At 33.5% G+C, this 16,349-nt stretch carries 18 protein-coding genes; 10 read left to right on the forward strand and 8 right to left on the reverse strand.

Annotated features, from left to right (window positions below; all coding sequences use genetic code 11):
- Nucleotides 1-18 precede the first annotated feature (18 nt).
- The 5 genes from ACM55H_RS09195 (at nt 19) to groL (ending at nt 3,885) form a co-directional block, all read left to right on the forward strand.
- Complete coding sequence (locus tag ACM55H_RS09195; protein WP_039108960.1) at nt 19-522, forward strand: LptE family protein; 504 nt, start codon at nt 19-21, stop codon at nt 520-522.
- An 81-nt stretch (nt 523-603) separates the two neighbouring features.
- The gene (locus ACM55H_RS09200) at nt 604-1,458 is read left to right on the forward strand and encodes a tetratricopeptide repeat protein (RefSeq protein ID WP_416836220.1); all 855 of its coding nucleotides are present in this window, start codon (nt 604-606) and stop codon (nt 1,456-1,458) included.
- A 3-nt stretch (nt 1,459-1,461) separates the two neighbouring features.
- Nucleotides 1,462-1,806: a preprotein translocase subunit SecG gene (gene secG, locus ACM55H_RS09205; protein WP_039108956.1), complete on the forward strand. Its 345-nt coding sequence runs from the start codon at nt 1,462-1,464 to the stop codon at nt 1,804-1,806.
- Nucleotides 1,807-1,941: 135 nt separating this feature from the next.
- Entirely contained in the window at nt 1,942-2,217 is a 276-nt protein-coding gene (locus tag ACM55H_RS09210; protein WP_035670228.1) for a co-chaperone GroES, read from the forward strand.
- A gap of 39 nt (nt 2,218-2,256) precedes the next feature.
- Nucleotides 2,257-3,885, forward strand: coding sequence for a chaperonin GroEL (groL, locus tag ACM55H_RS09215; RefSeq protein ID WP_039108955.1), 1,629 nt, complete (start codon nt 2,257-2,259; stop codon nt 3,883-3,885).
- A 76-nt stretch (nt 3,886-3,961) separates the two neighbouring features.
- On the opposite strand, the gene ACM55H_RS09220 is transcribed toward groL, so the two are convergent.
- The 8 genes from ACM55H_RS09220 to xrtF all read right to left on the reverse strand — a co-directional run bounded on the left by ACM55H_RS09220 (nt 3,962) and on the right by xrtF (nt 11,008).
- Nucleotides 3,962-4,642, reverse strand: coding sequence for a DedA family protein (locus ACM55H_RS09220; RefSeq protein ID WP_416836221.1), 681 nt, complete (start codon nt 4,640-4,642; stop codon nt 3,962-3,964).
- A 177-nt stretch (nt 4,643-4,819) separates the two neighbouring features.
- Nucleotides 4,820-5,161: a heavy-metal-associated domain-containing protein gene (locus ACM55H_RS09225; protein ID WP_416836222.1), complete on the reverse strand. Its 342-nt coding sequence runs from the start codon at nt 5,159-5,161 to the stop codon at nt 4,820-4,822.
- 42 nt (nt 5,162-5,203) lie between these two features.
- Complete coding sequence (locus ACM55H_RS09230) at nt 5,204-7,213, reverse strand: TonB-dependent receptor plug domain-containing protein (protein WP_416836223.1); 2,010 nt, start codon at nt 7,211-7,213, stop codon at nt 5,204-5,206.
- Between the two features lie 75 nt (nt 7,214-7,288).
- Nucleotides 7,289-7,702, reverse strand: a complete 414-nt coding sequence (locus ACM55H_RS09235) for an HYC_CC_PP family protein (RefSeq protein WP_416836224.1) — start codon at nt 7,700-7,702, stop codon at nt 7,289-7,291.
- Between the two features lie 52 nt (nt 7,703-7,754).
- A complete protein-coding gene (locus tag ACM55H_RS09240; RefSeq protein ID WP_416836225.1) occupies nt 7,755-9,110 on the reverse strand; it encodes an MBL fold metallo-hydrolase RNA specificity domain-containing protein in 1,356 nt (451 codons plus the stop codon).
- Between the two features lie 39 nt (nt 9,111-9,149).
- Nucleotides 9,150-9,980: a restriction endonuclease gene (locus ACM55H_RS09245; RefSeq protein ID WP_416836226.1), complete on the reverse strand. Its 831-nt coding sequence runs from the start codon at nt 9,978-9,980 to the stop codon at nt 9,150-9,152.
- A 58-nt stretch (nt 9,981-10,038) separates the two neighbouring features.
- On the reverse strand, nt 10,039-10,482 hold the full coding sequence (locus ACM55H_RS09250) for an exosortase F system-associated membrane protein (RefSeq protein WP_416836227.1): 444 nt from the start codon (nt 10,480-10,482) through the stop codon (nt 10,039-10,041).
- The gene (gene xrtF / locus ACM55H_RS09255; protein WP_416836228.1) at nt 10,457-11,008 is read right to left on the reverse strand and encodes an exosortase family protein XrtF; all 552 of its coding nucleotides are present in this window, start codon (nt 11,006-11,008) and stop codon (nt 10,457-10,459) included. Before xrtF ends, ACM55H_RS09250 begins: the two co-directional genes overlap by 26 nt.
- 75 nt (nt 11,009-11,083) lie before the next feature.
- On the opposite strand from xrtF, the gene ACM55H_RS09260 reads away from it, so the two are divergent.
- The 5 genes from ACM55H_RS09260 to rpe all read left to right on the forward strand — a co-directional run bounded on the left by ACM55H_RS09260 (nt 11,084) and on the right by rpe (nt 16,314).
- On the forward strand, nt 11,084-11,539 hold the full coding sequence (locus ACM55H_RS09260) for a GAF domain-containing protein (protein ID WP_416836229.1): 456 nt from the start codon (nt 11,084-11,086) through the stop codon (nt 11,537-11,539).
- Nucleotides 11,540-11,696: 157 nt separating this feature from the next.
- On the forward strand, nt 11,697-11,963 hold the full coding sequence (gene rpsO / locus ACM55H_RS09265; RefSeq protein WP_035670202.1) for a 30S ribosomal protein S15: 267 nt from the start codon (nt 11,697-11,699) through the stop codon (nt 11,961-11,963).
- Nucleotides 11,964-12,118: 155 nt separating this feature from the next.
- A complete protein-coding gene (locus ACM55H_RS09270; protein ID WP_416836230.1) occupies nt 12,119-14,254 on the forward strand; it encodes a polyribonucleotide nucleotidyltransferase in 2,136 nt (711 codons plus the stop codon).
- 165 nt (nt 14,255-14,419) lie between these two features.
- Nucleotides 14,420-15,283, forward strand: coding sequence for a sigma-70 family RNA polymerase sigma factor (locus tag ACM55H_RS09275; RefSeq protein WP_007137700.1), 864 nt, complete (start codon nt 14,420-14,422; stop codon nt 15,281-15,283).
- A 368-nt stretch (nt 15,284-15,651) separates the two neighbouring features.
- Nucleotides 15,652-16,314: a ribulose-phosphate 3-epimerase gene (gene rpe / locus ACM55H_RS09280; RefSeq protein WP_416836231.1), complete on the forward strand. Its 663-nt coding sequence runs from the start codon at nt 15,652-15,654 to the stop codon at nt 16,312-16,314.
- The last annotated feature ends 35 nt before the right edge of the window (nt 16,315-16,349 follow it).

Genomic DNA, 16,349 nt, shown 5'->3' on the forward strand with positions numbered 1-16,349 from the left:
GCAATTTTAAAATTTAAAATGAAACACATAAAATATATTTTTATTTTGTTGATCGCAGTGACTTTCAATAGCTGCTCCGTTTACAACTTTACAGGAACAGGAAAAATTGACGCGAAAACCTTTCAGGTGAATTTTTTCCAAAATAATGCAGATTTGATTGAACCTGGAATTGACAGAACCTTTACACTGGCGTTACAGGACATCATTCAGAATCAAACCAACTTAAATTTAGTGAAAAGTGGTGCTGATTTAACTTACGAAGGAGAAATTGTAGATTATAGAATAAGCCCAATGACCGCAACTGCCGATCAGAAAGCGGCTCAAAACAGATTAAAAATAAGAGTAAATGTTAGGTTTACCAATAAAAATAAAGAAACGGATAATTTCGAAAAACCATTTGAGTTTTATTACGATTACCCGGCAACACAGCAACTTGTAGGATCAACTTTGAATAGTGCTTTGAAAGATATCTTCGAAAGAATAACACAAGATATCTTTAATGAATCCCTTGCTAAATGGTAAATGAGGTGTTGATTCGGTAATTTGTTGATTCGGTTAATCGAAGAACAAATAAACGAATGACCAAATAAACGAATAACCTTTATGAATGTAACCGATTATACTTATTTAATAAACAGACCCGATGCTATCAATGAAAAGCAAACGGAAGCGTTGGGAAATGTATTGGATGAATTTCCATATTTTCAAAGTGCCAGAGCTTTACGTTTAAAAGGTCTTTATAACCAAAATAGTTTTAAGTATAATTTTGCTCTGAAAGTTACTGCCGCACATACGACTGACAGAACCGTTTTGTTTGATTTTATTACTTCGGATACTTTTACTGCTATTCAAAAAGGATTATATGATAAAAAAGCACTCGAACTTCTTGACATTACTGTAGTCGATAGTGAAATAATTATTCAGAAAGAAAAGTCAGAGTCCAAAATAAATACTCTGGAACAATCGATTCTTACTTCTATAAAGGAAGCTTTACCTTTAGAATCTAATGAAAATTTAAAAACCACAGAAGAAAAATTAGCCATTGGAACTCCTTTGGATTTTTCCATTAGTGAAAAGCATTCCTTCCAAGAATGGCTTCAATTATCCCGAACGCAGCCTATTGTTAGAGAACCGGAAAATGTAAATACTTCTAAAACCCTACCGATAGAAGATGAAGACAAAAAGAAAAAAGCAGCGTTAATCGATAAATTTATAGAAACCAGCCCGAAGATTTCACCTGTAAAACATGGTGTTGCATCAACAGTTACTTTTGACCTTAATAAAGACGACAATTCCTATTTAATGACGGAGACTTTAGCACGGGTTTATTTGGAGCAAAAAAAATATCAAAAAGCGATTCAAGCTTATGAAATATTAATTTTGAAATATCCAGAAAAAAGTAGTTTCTTTGCAGACCGCATAGCGGATATTAAGATTTTACAACAAAACAATAATTAAACAATGAGCACATTTTCAATTTTTTTAGTTTTAATAACAATAGTTTGTTTCCTATTAATCGTAGTAATAATGGTTCAAAACCCTAAAGGTGGTGGATTATCTTCAACAATAGGTGGTTCTCAAATGTTAGGTGGTGTACAAAAAACAACAGATTTTTTAGACAAAAGCACTTGGACACTTGCTACTATTTTAATTGTACTTATACTTCTTTCTAGCTTAAGCTTTACAGGAGCATTAAGCGATAATGATTCTAAAATTATTGAACAAACAGGTACTGCTGCACCGGCAACTGCTACGCCAGCATCTCCAGTTCAAAACACACCTGCTGAAACAAATCCAGCAAAATAAAACAACACTTTTTATTCTAAATGCCAGCCTGTCAAAGCTGGCATTTTTTATAAGAAAATATGTCAGTTATAATAGGATGGCACAATTTCTGAAATCCTAAATGCAATCATAAAAATAATAAAAATATATAAAATCATGGCTTTAAACATTAAACCACTTTCAGACAGAGTTCTTATCGAACCAGTAGCAGCTGAAACTAAAACTGCGTCAGGGATTTTTATTCCAGATACAGCTAAAGAAAAACCACAAAAAGGAACTGTAGTTGCCGTTGGAAACGGAACAAAAGACCACACAATGACAGTAAAAATTGGTGATTCTGTTCTTTACGGAAAATATGCCGGAACTGAATTGAAACTGGAAGGAAAAGATTATTTGATCATGCGTGAAGACGATATTTTAGCAATAATATAATCGAATTAACAAATAAACGAATTAACAAAATAAATTAAAATGGCAAAAGACATAAAATTTGATATTGAAGCACGTGACGGATTAAAACGTGGTGTAGATGCATTAGCAAATGCAGTAAAAGTAACTTTAGGACCAAAAGGTCGTAACGTAATTATTGGAAAAGCTTTTGGTGGACCAAATGTTACTAAAGATGGTGTTACCGTTGCAAAAGAAATTGAATTGAAAGATCCATTGGAAAATATGGGTGCTCAGATGGTGAAAGAAGTAGCGTCTAAAACTAATGATTTAGCTGGAGACGGAACTACAACTGCAACAGTTTTGGCACAAGCTATCGTGAAAGAAGGTTTAAAAAACGTTGCTGCAGGAGCGAATCCAATGGATTTGAAACGTGGTATTGATAAAGCGGTTGAAGCTATTGTAGCTGACTTAGCAAAACAAGCAAAAGTAGTAGGAAGTGATTCTGAAAAAATCAAACAAATTGCTTCAATTTCTGCAAATAATGACGAAGTAATTGGTGAGTTAATCGCTACAGCTTTCGCAAAAGTAGGAAAAGAAGGTGTTATCACAGTTGAAGAGGCTAAAGGAACTGATACTTATGTTGATGTTGTGGAAGGTATGCAATTTGACAGAGGATATCTTTCTCCTTATTTTGTTACCAATTCAGAAAAAATGGAAGTAGAATTGGAAAATCCTTACATCCTTTTATATGACAAAAAAGTTTCTTCATTAAAAGAATTATTACCAGTTCTTGAGCCAGTTGCTCAATCTGGAAAACCATTATTGATTATTGCTGAAGATGTTGATGGTGAAGCATTATCTACATTGGTGGTAAATAAATTACGTGGAGCCTTGAAAATCGCTGCAGTAAAAGCTCCTGGTTTTGGTGACAGAAGAAAAGCTATGCTTGAAGACATTGCTATCTTAACTGGAGGAACTGTAATTTCAGAAGAAAGAGGATACACTTTAGAAAACACAACTATCGAAATGCTAGGGACTGCTAAAAAAGTAACTATCGATAAAGACAATACAACGATTGTAAGTGGTGCTGGCGAAGCTGACATCATCAAAAATCGTGTCAACCAAATCAAAGGTCAAATGGAAGCGACAACTTCTGATTATGACAAAGAAAAGTTGCAAGAACGTTTGGCTAAATTAGCCGGTGGAGTTGCTGTACTTTATGTTGGTGCTGCTTCTGAAGTAGAAATGAAAGAGAAAAAAGACAGAGTTGATGATGCACTTCACGCAACTCGTGCTGCTGTTGAAGAAGGAATTGTTGCTGGTGGCGGTGTTGCTTTATTGAGAGCTAAAAATGCACTTAGTACTATTAAAGCTGATAATGCTGACGAAGCAACAGGAATTCAAATTGTATCTCGTGCAGTAGAATCTCCATTGAGAACTATTGTTGAAAATGCAGGTCTTGAAGGTTCAGTTGTTGTTGCAAAAGTTGCCGAAGGTTCCGGTGATTTTGGTTACAACGCAAAAACAGACGAATATGTTGATATGCTTAAAGCAGGTATTATCGACCCTAAAAAAGTAACTCGTGTCGCTTTAGAAAATGCAGCTTCAGTAGCTGGTATGATCTTAACTACAGAATGTGCTTTGATTGATATTAAAGAAGACAATGGTGGCGGAAACCCAATGGGTGGCGGTATGCCAGGAATGATGTAATTCATTCTCATTTTTAAATAAAAAAACTCCGTTTCTTAATTGAAACGGAGTTTTTTTTATTTATTGCAATTGATGATTATTTTATATGAACTCTTTTTTTCAAAAGCTTGAATAAAACGGGAACCGTGGTAATAAGAACAATTATTATTATGATATATTCAATATGCTCTTTCAGATCAATTCCAAACTTATCCAAAAAGACACCATATAGATAATGACCCGAAAAAATCAAAATAAAGGACCATAAAAAAGAACTTAAAACATTGAAGAACATGAATTTACTTTTATCCATAGATACAATTCCCGCTACGATAGGTGCAAAGGTTCTAAAAATCGGTAAAAACCGTGCAAATATTATTGCTTTTCCACCATATTTTTCAAAGAAATCTTTTGATTGCAAAAGGTATTTTTTCTTAAACCAAAAAGTATCTTCTTTCTTAAATAAATAATACCCACTTTTTGCCCCAAACCAATAGCCAACCATATTTCCTACAATTCCTGCAGCAGCAACCAATAACGATAATATGGTAACATTAATAAAATCGCTTTGTATAGTGACCATATTTTGTACCAAATCTTTACTGTAAATTCCCGCAAGAAAAAGCAAACTGTCTCCAGGAAGAAAAAAACCGGCAAAAAGACCAGTTTCCGCAAAAATTATAAATAAAACGATATACAAACCTATTTGAACTCCTCCTATTTGAAGGGTAATATAAAATTCCGGATTAAGTAATTGTGTCCAATCAAAATTATTCATAAAAACGATTTGTAATTAAATTTATTGGTCGTGAAAGTAAGAATAATTTAGCTTAACCGCAATTTATTGCCTCATTTTAAAGTTTAATTAACGCTTTAAAAACATAGCAATGACGATTCTAAATCCTTTAAATCTTAAATTAAAAAAAGTCCAAAATTTTCATTTTGGACTTTAAAATTACAATCGTTCGTATTTACAACAGCTATGAAGATTATCGTAATCCTCTTTTGTTGCCTTTACCTCATCAGTATCGTGTCCCACTTTTGCAATAGCTTTTTTCACATCTAAGGGGGAACACTTTTCTTCATTCAAAATCAAACTCAATTGGTGCGTCTCTATACTCCAAATTGCTGATTTAACTCCAGAAACGGAAAAGGCTGCTTTTTGAATTCGTTTTTGACATTGTTCACAAATCCCATTTACTTCAGTTGTGTAATGGGCATTTTTATTCTTTTTCTCTTGAGCCTGAGTAGCAAATCCAAGAAAACTAACCATTAGTATTAAAATTATATTTTTCATTTTTACTTTTTTATAGTGATTATTAAATTTTTTATGCTGCGCTTATTTTATTTTGAATCGCAATCCAGCATAATACATTTGTCCAAAAACAGGTGCATACACAATTGAAGTATCAAAATTTGGTCCAAAAGGATTATCAGAACCAAGTATCGCTTTTTCCTGAGTATAGTTACCAATATTTTCTCCACCTACGTACACTTCAAATCTATCAGAAAAAGTTCTGGTAATTTGTGCATTCATCAACGAATAAGATGGCGAAAATCCCGATAATCTATCATTTATGGGATTGCTTGCTGTATTTGGCAATTGCTGTTTTCCAATCCAATTAAAAGTATAATCAAATTTCCATTGTTTTCCCTTTTCTCCAATATGGGTTTCGTATTCTAAATTTCCAAAAACTCTGTGTTTAGCCTGTAATGGTTTTTGATAATTTCCAGAAATATAATCCGTCCTTACATCATAAAATTTATAGGCAGAACGAAAATTGAAATGATCCAAAATTTCATAATTGAATTCCAGTTGTAAGCTATTGGCAACTGATTTTCCTTTCAAATCATAAAACAACACTTGCTGTGGACTTTGCATCACATCAACAACTACTTGGTTTTGAAAATCGGTTCTATAGAAATCAAGACCCGCATCCGCTTTTTTGCCAAAGAGCAAAAATTTTTGACCAAAACTCACCCCATAATTCCATGCAATCTCTGGGTTCAATCCATATATTTTACCGTTTGAGTCTAAAATATCAAATGTTCTTGAACTGGCAAAAAGTTGTTGGTTTTCGGCAAAAATATTGGCACTTCGCTTTCCTCTACCCGCTGAAAATCGTAAAACTCCTTTTTCCCAAGGATTGTATCGTACATGCAATCGTGGGGTTAAAAATGTACCCAAACGGTTGTGATTATCAATTCTTCCTCCCAGAATAATGCTAAAATTATCGGCATTATCATAGGTATATTCAAAAAAAGCACCTACTGAATTATCAATTCTACTGTAATCATTTACATTGACAAATTCTTGGTATTTATCATACGTAAAATTCAAACCTGCAGCAAACTTATTCATTGTGTTACTGATAATTGAATTAAAAATCAAGTTCGAATAATAACTGCTTTGCTTAATATTATATTGGTTCAAACCAAAATACGACTGTTGATTATGACTATTAAAAGCATTTTGAAAACCAATACTCTGATAAGGCAAGTCTTTAAAAACATACCCCACTTTTGTAGCAACATCCAATCGCTCCGTGTTGATTTCTGACCCCCAATAATTGGTTGTCCCTTTGTCTTTGTCAGGATTAAAGTCTAATTCTCCGGTTTGTTTTTTATCATTCATGTATCTGAAATTGATAAAACTCACCCAGCCTTTCTCAGCATTGTAATATTGGTATCTATTAAGAATATTGATTTGTTTGGCCAACGGATTATCCAAAAAACCATCATTATTCATATCTGTTTTAGCAACTCTTGTATTTCCATGAAGAAACAGGCTACTACTCCATTTATCTGATATTTTTTTATTGAAATGGGTGTTTAGTTCAAACCGCGAATCTGACGAACCATAGGCATTCAGAAAAAATGGAATATCATTAATGGGTTTAATTAATTCAGTATTAATTTGTCCCGAAATACTTTCATATCCATTGACTACACTTCCCGCTCCTTTTGTAATTTGAATACTTTCTACCCAAGTTCCAGGAGTAAATGACAATCCATATGCTTGTGAAGCACCACGCACTGATGGGATATTTTCTTCGGTAATCATTAAGTACGGGCTGGTCAATCCCAGCATTTTGATTTGTTTAGTCCCTGTTAAAGCATCAGAGAAACTGACATCAATAGACGGATTTGTTTCAAAACTTTCGGCTAGATTACAACAGGCCGCTTTAAGTAATTCCTTACTTGTAATTAGTGTAGTATTTCCTGTTACCGTAAATGATTTTTGAATCCCTTTTTGCTTTTTTATCACTTTGACTTCATCCAGTTTTTCTTGAGAAAACAGAGGAATTGAAAACAAAATAACAACAAATAGCATTATTGTTTTTTGCATGGCAAAATATTTTAATGTTTATAAAAAGTAATTTCAAATCATAAAAAATGATTTGACTTTTAAAAAACATTAAAATCAGGCGTAGAAAATATATTGGCTGTAAAGCTTAAAAAGTGGCGGCGAATGAGCGTCGCAGTAATAAGAGTTATTTTCGAAGTTTTTAAAAACTGTAACTTTAGAGAAAACAATAGGATTCCATTCCTTTATTAAAAATGGTATATCAGCATTTAAAGAAAATGCTTTTATAAGTACATTATCTGATTTTTTTTGAAAATGAACTACTTTGTTCTTGCAACAACTGTCTTTTTTTGAAACTTTTTTTTCGCAACATCCTTTTTCAACTGAATTTAAAACTTCACCGGATTTTAAATAAAATGGCTGGATTGAGGCTACTTTCTCTCCACAATAATGCACATCAAAAGCCAATCCCACATTGGAAACCAACAGGAAAAAAGCGAGAATAATACTAATGTGCTTTTTGAATCTCATTTTGCAAAAATACTGATTTAATCAATCTATAAAATGAAAGTTCTGTTAAAAATTAAAGTTCAAACTCTTGCCCCATTAAAGGAACTTTACAATCAAACCCATATTTTTCTTGAATTTTTATTCGAAGTTCATCAGCTGGTGCATTCTCTCCATGAACTAAAAACACTTTTTTGGGTTTATTTTCTAAAGCTGACAACCAATTCAGAAGGTCTTTTTGATCGCCATGCGCAGACAATCCTTCTATTTCTAATATCGTAGCCAACACCGGATAATATTTACCGTGAATTTTAATTTCTTTGGCACCTTCTAATAATTTTCTTCCGCGGGTTCCCTCAGCTTGATAACCAATAATAATCACAGTAGTTTCAGGTAATCCAACATATCGTTCTAAATAACTCAGAACTCTACCGCCAGTAACCATTCCGCTTGCGGCAATAACAACCTTTGATTGTTTATTAAAAATAGTTTCTATAGTTTGCTGATATTCTGTAATCATCGTGAACATATTACACATTTCAACATAGTCATGCTCTGGTAATTTATGCCATTTTCTATTATTGGAAAAAATATCCAAAACACTTATTCCCATCGGAGTATCAATGATATAAGGAATATTAGGTATCCTTCCTTCAGTTTTAAGTTTCCATAATAGATACATTACACTTTGTGCACGCTCTACGGCAAAACTAGGAATGATGATTGTTCCGCCTTTTTGAACGGTATTATTAATATACATTTCCAACTCGTCTTTGGGATCTGTATTGGGATGCAACCGATTCCCATAGGTACTTTCAAGAAATATATAATCGCCTCTTTTGGGTTTTGTTGGCGGATACATAAGCGCATCATTATCTCGTCCAATATCTCCTGAAAAAACTAATATTTTATTCTCAAGCTGCAGTTCAATTGTACAGGCGCCAATAATGTGTCCTGCATTCGTGTAAACGGCACTAATTTCAGCGTCCAAAGGAATAGCTTCATTGATTTTAATAACTCTAAAAAGCGGAAAAACTTTTTCGGCTTGAGCTACGTTATAAAGTGGTTGAGCAATTTCATGTTTGGAAAATTTTCCTTCATTCGCTTTTTTGGCTTCTTCTTCTTGAATTTTAGCACTATCCAATAAAATTAGCTTAGCGACATCCTTAGTAGGACTTGTACAATAAATTTTTCCCGTAAAACCTTGATCCACCAATCTGGGCAACCAGCCGCAATGATCTAAATGACCATGAGTTAACAAAACAAAATCTATTGTTGAAGGCAAAATAGGCAGCGGCTCCCAATTGAGTTCTCGTAGCGGTTTAATTCCTTGAAATTGGCCGCAATCTACTAGAATTCTAATTCCGTTGCTTTCAATTAATGTTTTCGAACCGGTTACAGTTCCTGCACCTCCAATAAATTTAATTTTCATCTGATTTTAATTTAAAATTAAATAATACAGAACTTTTTTTTAAATAAATCTACATAAGTCCGAAGCTTCTTTTAATACATTTTTTATTCGGATTGTACTCAATCCAATTTTTTCTAAACAATCGGAATTGTTTATTATTTCTTTTACCAGGATTACATCAAGGATTAATAATTTATCTTTTTCGGCAAGTGACAAAGTAGTTAAACATGTTACCGGATACAAATAACTGTTGTCATTTTTTGTTTTCAAATTATTGTCTTCCGGGTAATTCCAACTTAACAAATTCAAGCCTGAACAGTTGGCAAAATCAATGGCATCTGTTGTAAATCTATTATTAGTGACTATCCAACATTTTGAAATAACATCGTTATCAGAAAATACAGGATGCTGATTGATTTTTAAATCATTAAAACGAGACAAAATATACATGGGCACTTTCACATCAGAAGCAGCATCCCTTCCCGCATGATATTTACATTCAATCATGGCAATAGTACCATTCTTCTTAATCAAAACATCTATTTCATGCGAAACACATTTTCCTTGTAGCGTTACGTTTGTTTTAGTTTTATAATCCTCTGAAGCAAAAAGTCTCGCAATGTATTTTTCGAAAAAAAAACCAGCTGGACCTAATAATCGTATAGCCTCTCTTAAGTTATAACGTGCTGCATGGGAATTAGCCGTTTTTTTCAATAAACCAAAAGCCATTTTATAGATATGCTTGGTTGAAATGCCCTCGTACATTTGTTTTCTAATTGTTTGCAAAATATTTTCCACAACAACAGCACTTGCCCCCGATTTTAAAAGTGAGCTCTTCAGCTTATCAGGATTAAATTCTACAATATCTCCAGAATGCTTGACAATTTTCATATCCTTAAAACTTTGACAATTAGCAAATTAAATCCATACTAAAGGTAAAGAAAAAAGATTACTTATTTTGTTTTTGATAATAAAATCCCGGAACAAATAACAAAACAAAAATGGGTTGAATCAAAAATCGGCGAACATAAAACAATACTAAATTATTATGTCCTTTGATTAATAAAATTATATAGAAAAAAGCAGCAATTAATATCATAAAGAAAAAATAATAGAGGACAAGGGCAAATTTTACCATTTGCACATCTTTGAAAAGAACATAAATTATCCCTAATGACACAACTGTATTTAATGTATAACGAAAAAGTAATCCCAAAAACAATTGAAATGAATTGAAATCGGGCAAGGGTAAATGAGTAAAATCGTTTTTGAAATAATCCAAAAAAGGATCGTAAAACAATTGATCTTCAAATGCACGAATTAGCACTAACAATGCAACTAAAACAATAAATTGTAGTAGTCTAACTTTATTCTTTAGTAGTTTTTGAAGCATATCTTGAAAATTTATTAACCCAAATTAGCCATAAAATAAAAACAACACCATATATAAACAAAGGAAAAAGTACTCCGTGAAAAAACTGTTTTTGATTTGGATAATTAAACATCAAAAAACATAAAATTGCTATTCTAAATACATTTAATACATAAATAAGTACGCTTCCGCCAAAGATAAAAAGCAACGTTGTTTTTAATTTTCCTGAAAAAGCAACTATAAAAGCAACAAACAAAATGATAACACTAATGGCATTACAACCTTCAATAATTCTAGCTACATATTTTTGACTGTAAAACAACTTAATATAAGGTTCTAAAGTATTTTCCTCAACAGTAGCGCTTTTATCAAACAATTGCATAACCTGTTTTGTATTCTGGCCCACAAATTGGGTAATTCTATCCAGTTTATTTTCTCCAAAACTATTAAGATATTCCTGATACAAAAAGGTAAGGGCAATGTAAGTCAAAAAAAAGGTAGCCAGAAAAAACAAAAAAGGTTTGTAGAGAATAAAATATTTTTTCAAAATCTATTTTTTAACAAATTTATATAATTTTTAAAAACTGCTTTAAATACTTTTGCATAAATATAAATAAAAACAATGACATTTCAAGAACTACAACCAAAAGTAACCGAAATCACGCTAAACACAACGCTTTCAAGAGACGAAAAACTTTTGTCTATTTGTCAGCTTCTAAGTAACTCCATTGACTATTACAATTGGGTAGGGTTTTATTTTGCAAATCAGGAAACTAAAACTTTACACTTAGGCCCTTATGTAGGAGCAGAAACAGATCATACCATAATTCCTTTTGGAAAAGGTATTTGCGGACAAGTGGCGGTTTCTAACGAAAATTTTGTAGTTCCTGATGTTGCAGCACAAGACAATTATATTGCCTGTAGCTTTACAGTAAAATCAGAGATTGTGGTTCCGCTTTTTGTAAATGGAGAAAATATAGGACAAATTGATATTGACAGCCACGTACTCAATCCATTTAATAAAGATGACGAACAATTTCTAGAGTTTGTAAATGAGGAAATTGCGAAGTTGTATTAAGATTTAAAATAATTGACAATTCATAATTCATAATTGCTTCGCCAGTTCACAAAATAAAGAAAGGTTTATTTTGTTCGTGTCATAATTATTTTTTACTTTTGCACCCGTCTTACAATAGATGTACGGCATACATAAAAATCATTAAACAAATATTGGAATGTATTTAACTAAAGAGATTAAAGAAGAAATCTTCGCTAAACACGGAGAAAAAACAAACACTGGAAAATCAGAAGCACAAATCGCTTTATTCACTTTCAGAATTAGCCACTTAACTGAGCACTTGAAAAAAAATCGTCATGATTATAACACAGAGCGTTCATTAGTATTACTAGTAGGTAAAAGAAGAGCTTTGTTGGATTACTTGAAGAAAACAGAAATCAACAGATATCGTGAGATTATCAAAGTATTGAATATCAGAAAATAATCAATATAAAAAAGAGGTGCGAAAGTGCCTCTTTTTGTTTTTATATACAATAATAAAAAAGTTTGGGTTTTCATTGGGTTTTAGGCATTAACTACGCAAAACAACAACTACAACACAACTAGAACCCATTGTTTAATCTAAAGAGAATTAAAATTATGATTCCACAATTATTTGTAGAAAACATCGATTTAGGAGATGGCAGAAGCATCTCAATCGAGACAGGACGTTTAGCGAAACAAGCTGACGGTGCTGTAGTAGTAAGAATTGGAAAAACTGTTATTTTAGGAACAGTAGTATCCGCAAGAAAAGCAAGTCCTGGTATCGACTTTTTACCGCTTACGGTAGATTATCGCGAAAAATTTGCTGCAGCAGGACGTTTTCCTGGTGGTTTCTTCAAAAGAGAGGCTCGTCCAAGCGATAACGAAGTTTTAACAATGAGATTGGTTGACCGTGTATTGCGTCCACTTTTCCCAGATGATTATCATGCTGAAGTACAAGTAATGATTCAATTAATGTCTCATGACGAAGATGTAATGCCTGATGCATTAGCAGGATTAGCAGCTTCAGCAGCATTAGCTTTATCTGACATTCCTTTCGAAACTTTAATTTCTGAAGCTCGTGTGGGTCGTATTGATGGTAAATTTATTATCAATCCAAGTCGTGCACAATTAGAATTATCTGACATCGACATGATGATTGGTGCTTCAACAGATTCTATCGCAATGGTAGAAGGTGAAATGAAAGAAATTTCGGAAGCAGAAATGGTTGAAGCCATTAAATTTGCTCACGAACACATTAAAGTTCAAATTGCCGCACAAGAAAGATTGGCAGCAGCATTTGGAAAAAAAGAAGTTCGTACTTACGAAACTGAAAAATCTGACGATGCAATTTACGCTAAAGTAAAAGCAGCTGCATATGATAAAATCTATGATATTGCAAAAGTTGGATCTTCTAAACAAGAGAGAACTGCTGCATTTGCAGAAGTAAAAGAAGAAGTAAAAACATTATTTACAGAAGAAGAATTGGCTGAAAATGGTGATTTAGTAGGGAAATATTTCTACAAAGTTAACAAAGAAGCAGTTCGTAATGTAACGCTAGATTTAGGAACACGTCTTGACGGAAGAAAAACTACAGAAATCAGACCTATCTGGTGTGAAATAGATTACTTACCATCAGTTCACGGTTCGGCATTGTTTACTCGTGGAGAAACTCAAGCTTTGGCAACAGCAACTTTAGGAACTTCTAGAGAAGCAAACCAAATTGATTCACCATCTGAACAAGGAGAAGAAAAATTCTACTTGCATTATAATTTCCCTCCATTTTCTACAGGAGAAGCTCGTCCATTAAGAGGAACTTCAAGAAGAGAAGTTGGTCACGGAAACTTAGCACAACGTGCTTTGAAAAACATGATTCCTGCTGATTGTCCTTACACAATTCGTATTGTTTCTGAAGTATTAGAATCTAACGGTTCTTCTTCTATGGCAACAGTTTGTGCTGGAACATTATCATTAATGGATGCTGGAATTCAAATGATACGTCCCGTTTCTGGAATTGCAATGGGATTGATTACTGATGGAGATCGTTTTGCAGTTTTATCAGACATTCTTGGTGATGAAGATCACTTGGGAGACATGGACTTCAAGGTAACTGGAACTTCTGAAGGTATTACGGCTTGTCAAATGGACATCAAAATTGACGGATTGAAATACGAGATTATGGAAGCTGCTTTGGCACAAGCCAGAGATGGTCGTTTGCATATCCTTGGAATTCTAACCGATACTTTAGCAGCTCCAAAAGCAGATGTTAAAGCCTATGCTCCAAAAATTATCACAAGAACAATTCCTGGTAACTTTATTGGTGCTTTGATTGGACCTGGTGGAAAAGTAATTCAAGAATTACAAAAAGCTACAGGAACAACCATTGTAATCAACGAAGTAAACGAACAAGGAGTTATCGAAATTCTTGGAACTGACCCTGCTGGAATTGAAGCGGTATTGGCCAAAATCCAATCGATTACCTTCAAACCGCAAATGGGTGAAGCTTATGAAGTGAAAGTAATCAAAATGCTAGATTTTGGTGCAGTTGTAGAATACCTTGACGCTCCAGGAAACGAAGTATTACTTCACGTTTCGGAATTGGCTTGGGAAAGAACAGAAAATGTTGCCGATGTAGTTAACATGGGTGATGTGTTCATGATTAAGTATCTAGGTTTAGACCCTAAAACTCGTAAAGAGAAAGTATCTAGAAAAGCCTTAATGCCAAGACCTCCACGCGAGGAGAAAAAAGAGTAATCAGATCTTAGTTTACTAAAGGTTTATTTATAGAAAAAACCGTTTCATGTATTTGAAACGGTTTTTTTGTTTTTATTAAATTTATTTTCAAAACTATTGTAACTTTTTATCGACCCCATACGTATAACTACTTGTACACTTAAAAATTGAGGAGACAAAAAAAACATGAGACAACTAAAAATCACCAAGCAGGTAACCAATCGTGAAACTGCTTCATTAGACAAGTATTTACAAGAAATTGGAAAAGTTGACCTTATTACCGCTGACGAAGAGGTAGAATTAGCACAAAAGATTAAAGCCGGTGACCAGAAAGCATTAGAAAAATTGACAAAAGCCAATTTACGTTTCGTGGTTTCGGTAGCAAAACAATATCAAAATCAAGGGTTAACCCTTCCCGATTTGATTAACGAAGGAAATTTAGGATTGATAAAAGCAGCACAACGTTTTGATGAAACACGTGGTTTCAAATTCATCTCGTATGCCGTTTGGTGGATTCGTCAATCTATCTTACAAGCATTGGCTGAACAATCCCGTATCGTTCGTTTGCCTTTGAACAAAATTGGTTCTATCAACAAAATCAACAAAATGTACGCTTTATTAGAGCAATCTAACGAGCGTCCACCATCTGCTGAGGAAATTGCAAAAGAACTTGACATGACCGTAAATGACGTAAAAGAGAGTATGAAAAACTCCGGTCGTCACTTATCAATGGATGCACCTCTTGTAGAAGGAGAAGATTCTAACCTTTACGATGTATTGCGTTCTGGTGAATCTCCAAATCCAGACAGAGAATTGATCCACGAATCATTGCGTACTGAAATCGAGCGTTCCTTAGAAACATTGACTCCAAGAGAAGCTGATGTTGTTCGTTTGTACTTTGGTCTTGGTGATCAACACCCAATGACATTAGAGGAAATTGGAGAAACTTTCGACTTAACTCGTGAGCGTGTACGTCAAATCAAGGAAAAAGCAATCCGAAGATTGAAACACACTTCCAGAAGTAAAATATTAAAAACCTACTTAGGTTAATTCACAATATTCCCCAATTAAAATTTTTAAATTTTAAATCTTTTAATTCAAAATGAACAACAGTTTGATTGACTGTTCGTTTTTTGATTGATGATTGAAACTCCGGCTGATTACCGGAGTTTTATTTTTTTAATCTGAATTCATTTTAGATTCTCTTGAACCTATCCTGTTTAAATTCATTTGGGCGTAACCCTCCGTAAAACTTCGGGTCGAGCTTTTCGTTGCAATCTTTTTATTAAAAAAAATAAAAAGGATTTCCACTTCAATCCCTTACGCAAATCGCAGGATAACTTACGAACTGAATCTATAAAAAACTTTCGTCAATTGCTCTAAAAAAACTACTTTTGCACAAACAATTCAACTACACAATGAAGAATACACTTATTGCTCCATCAGTTCTTGCTGCTGATTTTGCTAATCTGCAACGCGACATCGAAATGATCAATAATAGTGAAGCCGATTGGTTTCATATTGACATCATGGATGGCGTTTTTGTACCAAACATCTCTTTTGGAATGCCCGTTCTTGAAGCTATTTCAAGACATGCAAAAAAAACAATCGATGTTCATTTAATGATTGTAGATCCGGACAGATACATCAAGACTTTTGCTGATTTAGGAGCAAATATCTTATGTGTACATTATGAAGCCTGTACGCACTTACACAGAACCTTACAAGCCATTAAAACCGAAGGCATGAAAGCCGGAGTTGCCTTAAATCCACACACAAATATTGACCTTTTGGAAGATGTAATCAATGATATTGATTTGGTTTGTATCATGAGTGTAAATCCAGGTTTTGGCGGACAATCTTTTATAGAGAATACTTACGCTAAGGTTCAAAAATTAAAAGATTTAATTACCAGAAAAGGAGCAAATACAATTATAGAAATTGACGGTGGCGTTACTAATAAAAACGCAAAACAACTTGTAGAAGCCGGAGCTGATGTTCTTGTCGCTGGAAGTTTTGTTTTTAAGGCAGAAAACCCAACAGCAACGATTGCCGATTTAAAGAAATTGACTTCTTTTTAGTTCACACTATTTTGCATAAAAAAGCCAAAGACATT

The organism is Flavobacterium cryoconiti (assembly GCF_048158645.1).
Classification (GTDB): domain Bacteria; phylum Bacteroidota; class Bacteroidia; order Flavobacteriales; family Flavobacteriaceae; genus Flavobacterium; species Flavobacterium cryoconiti.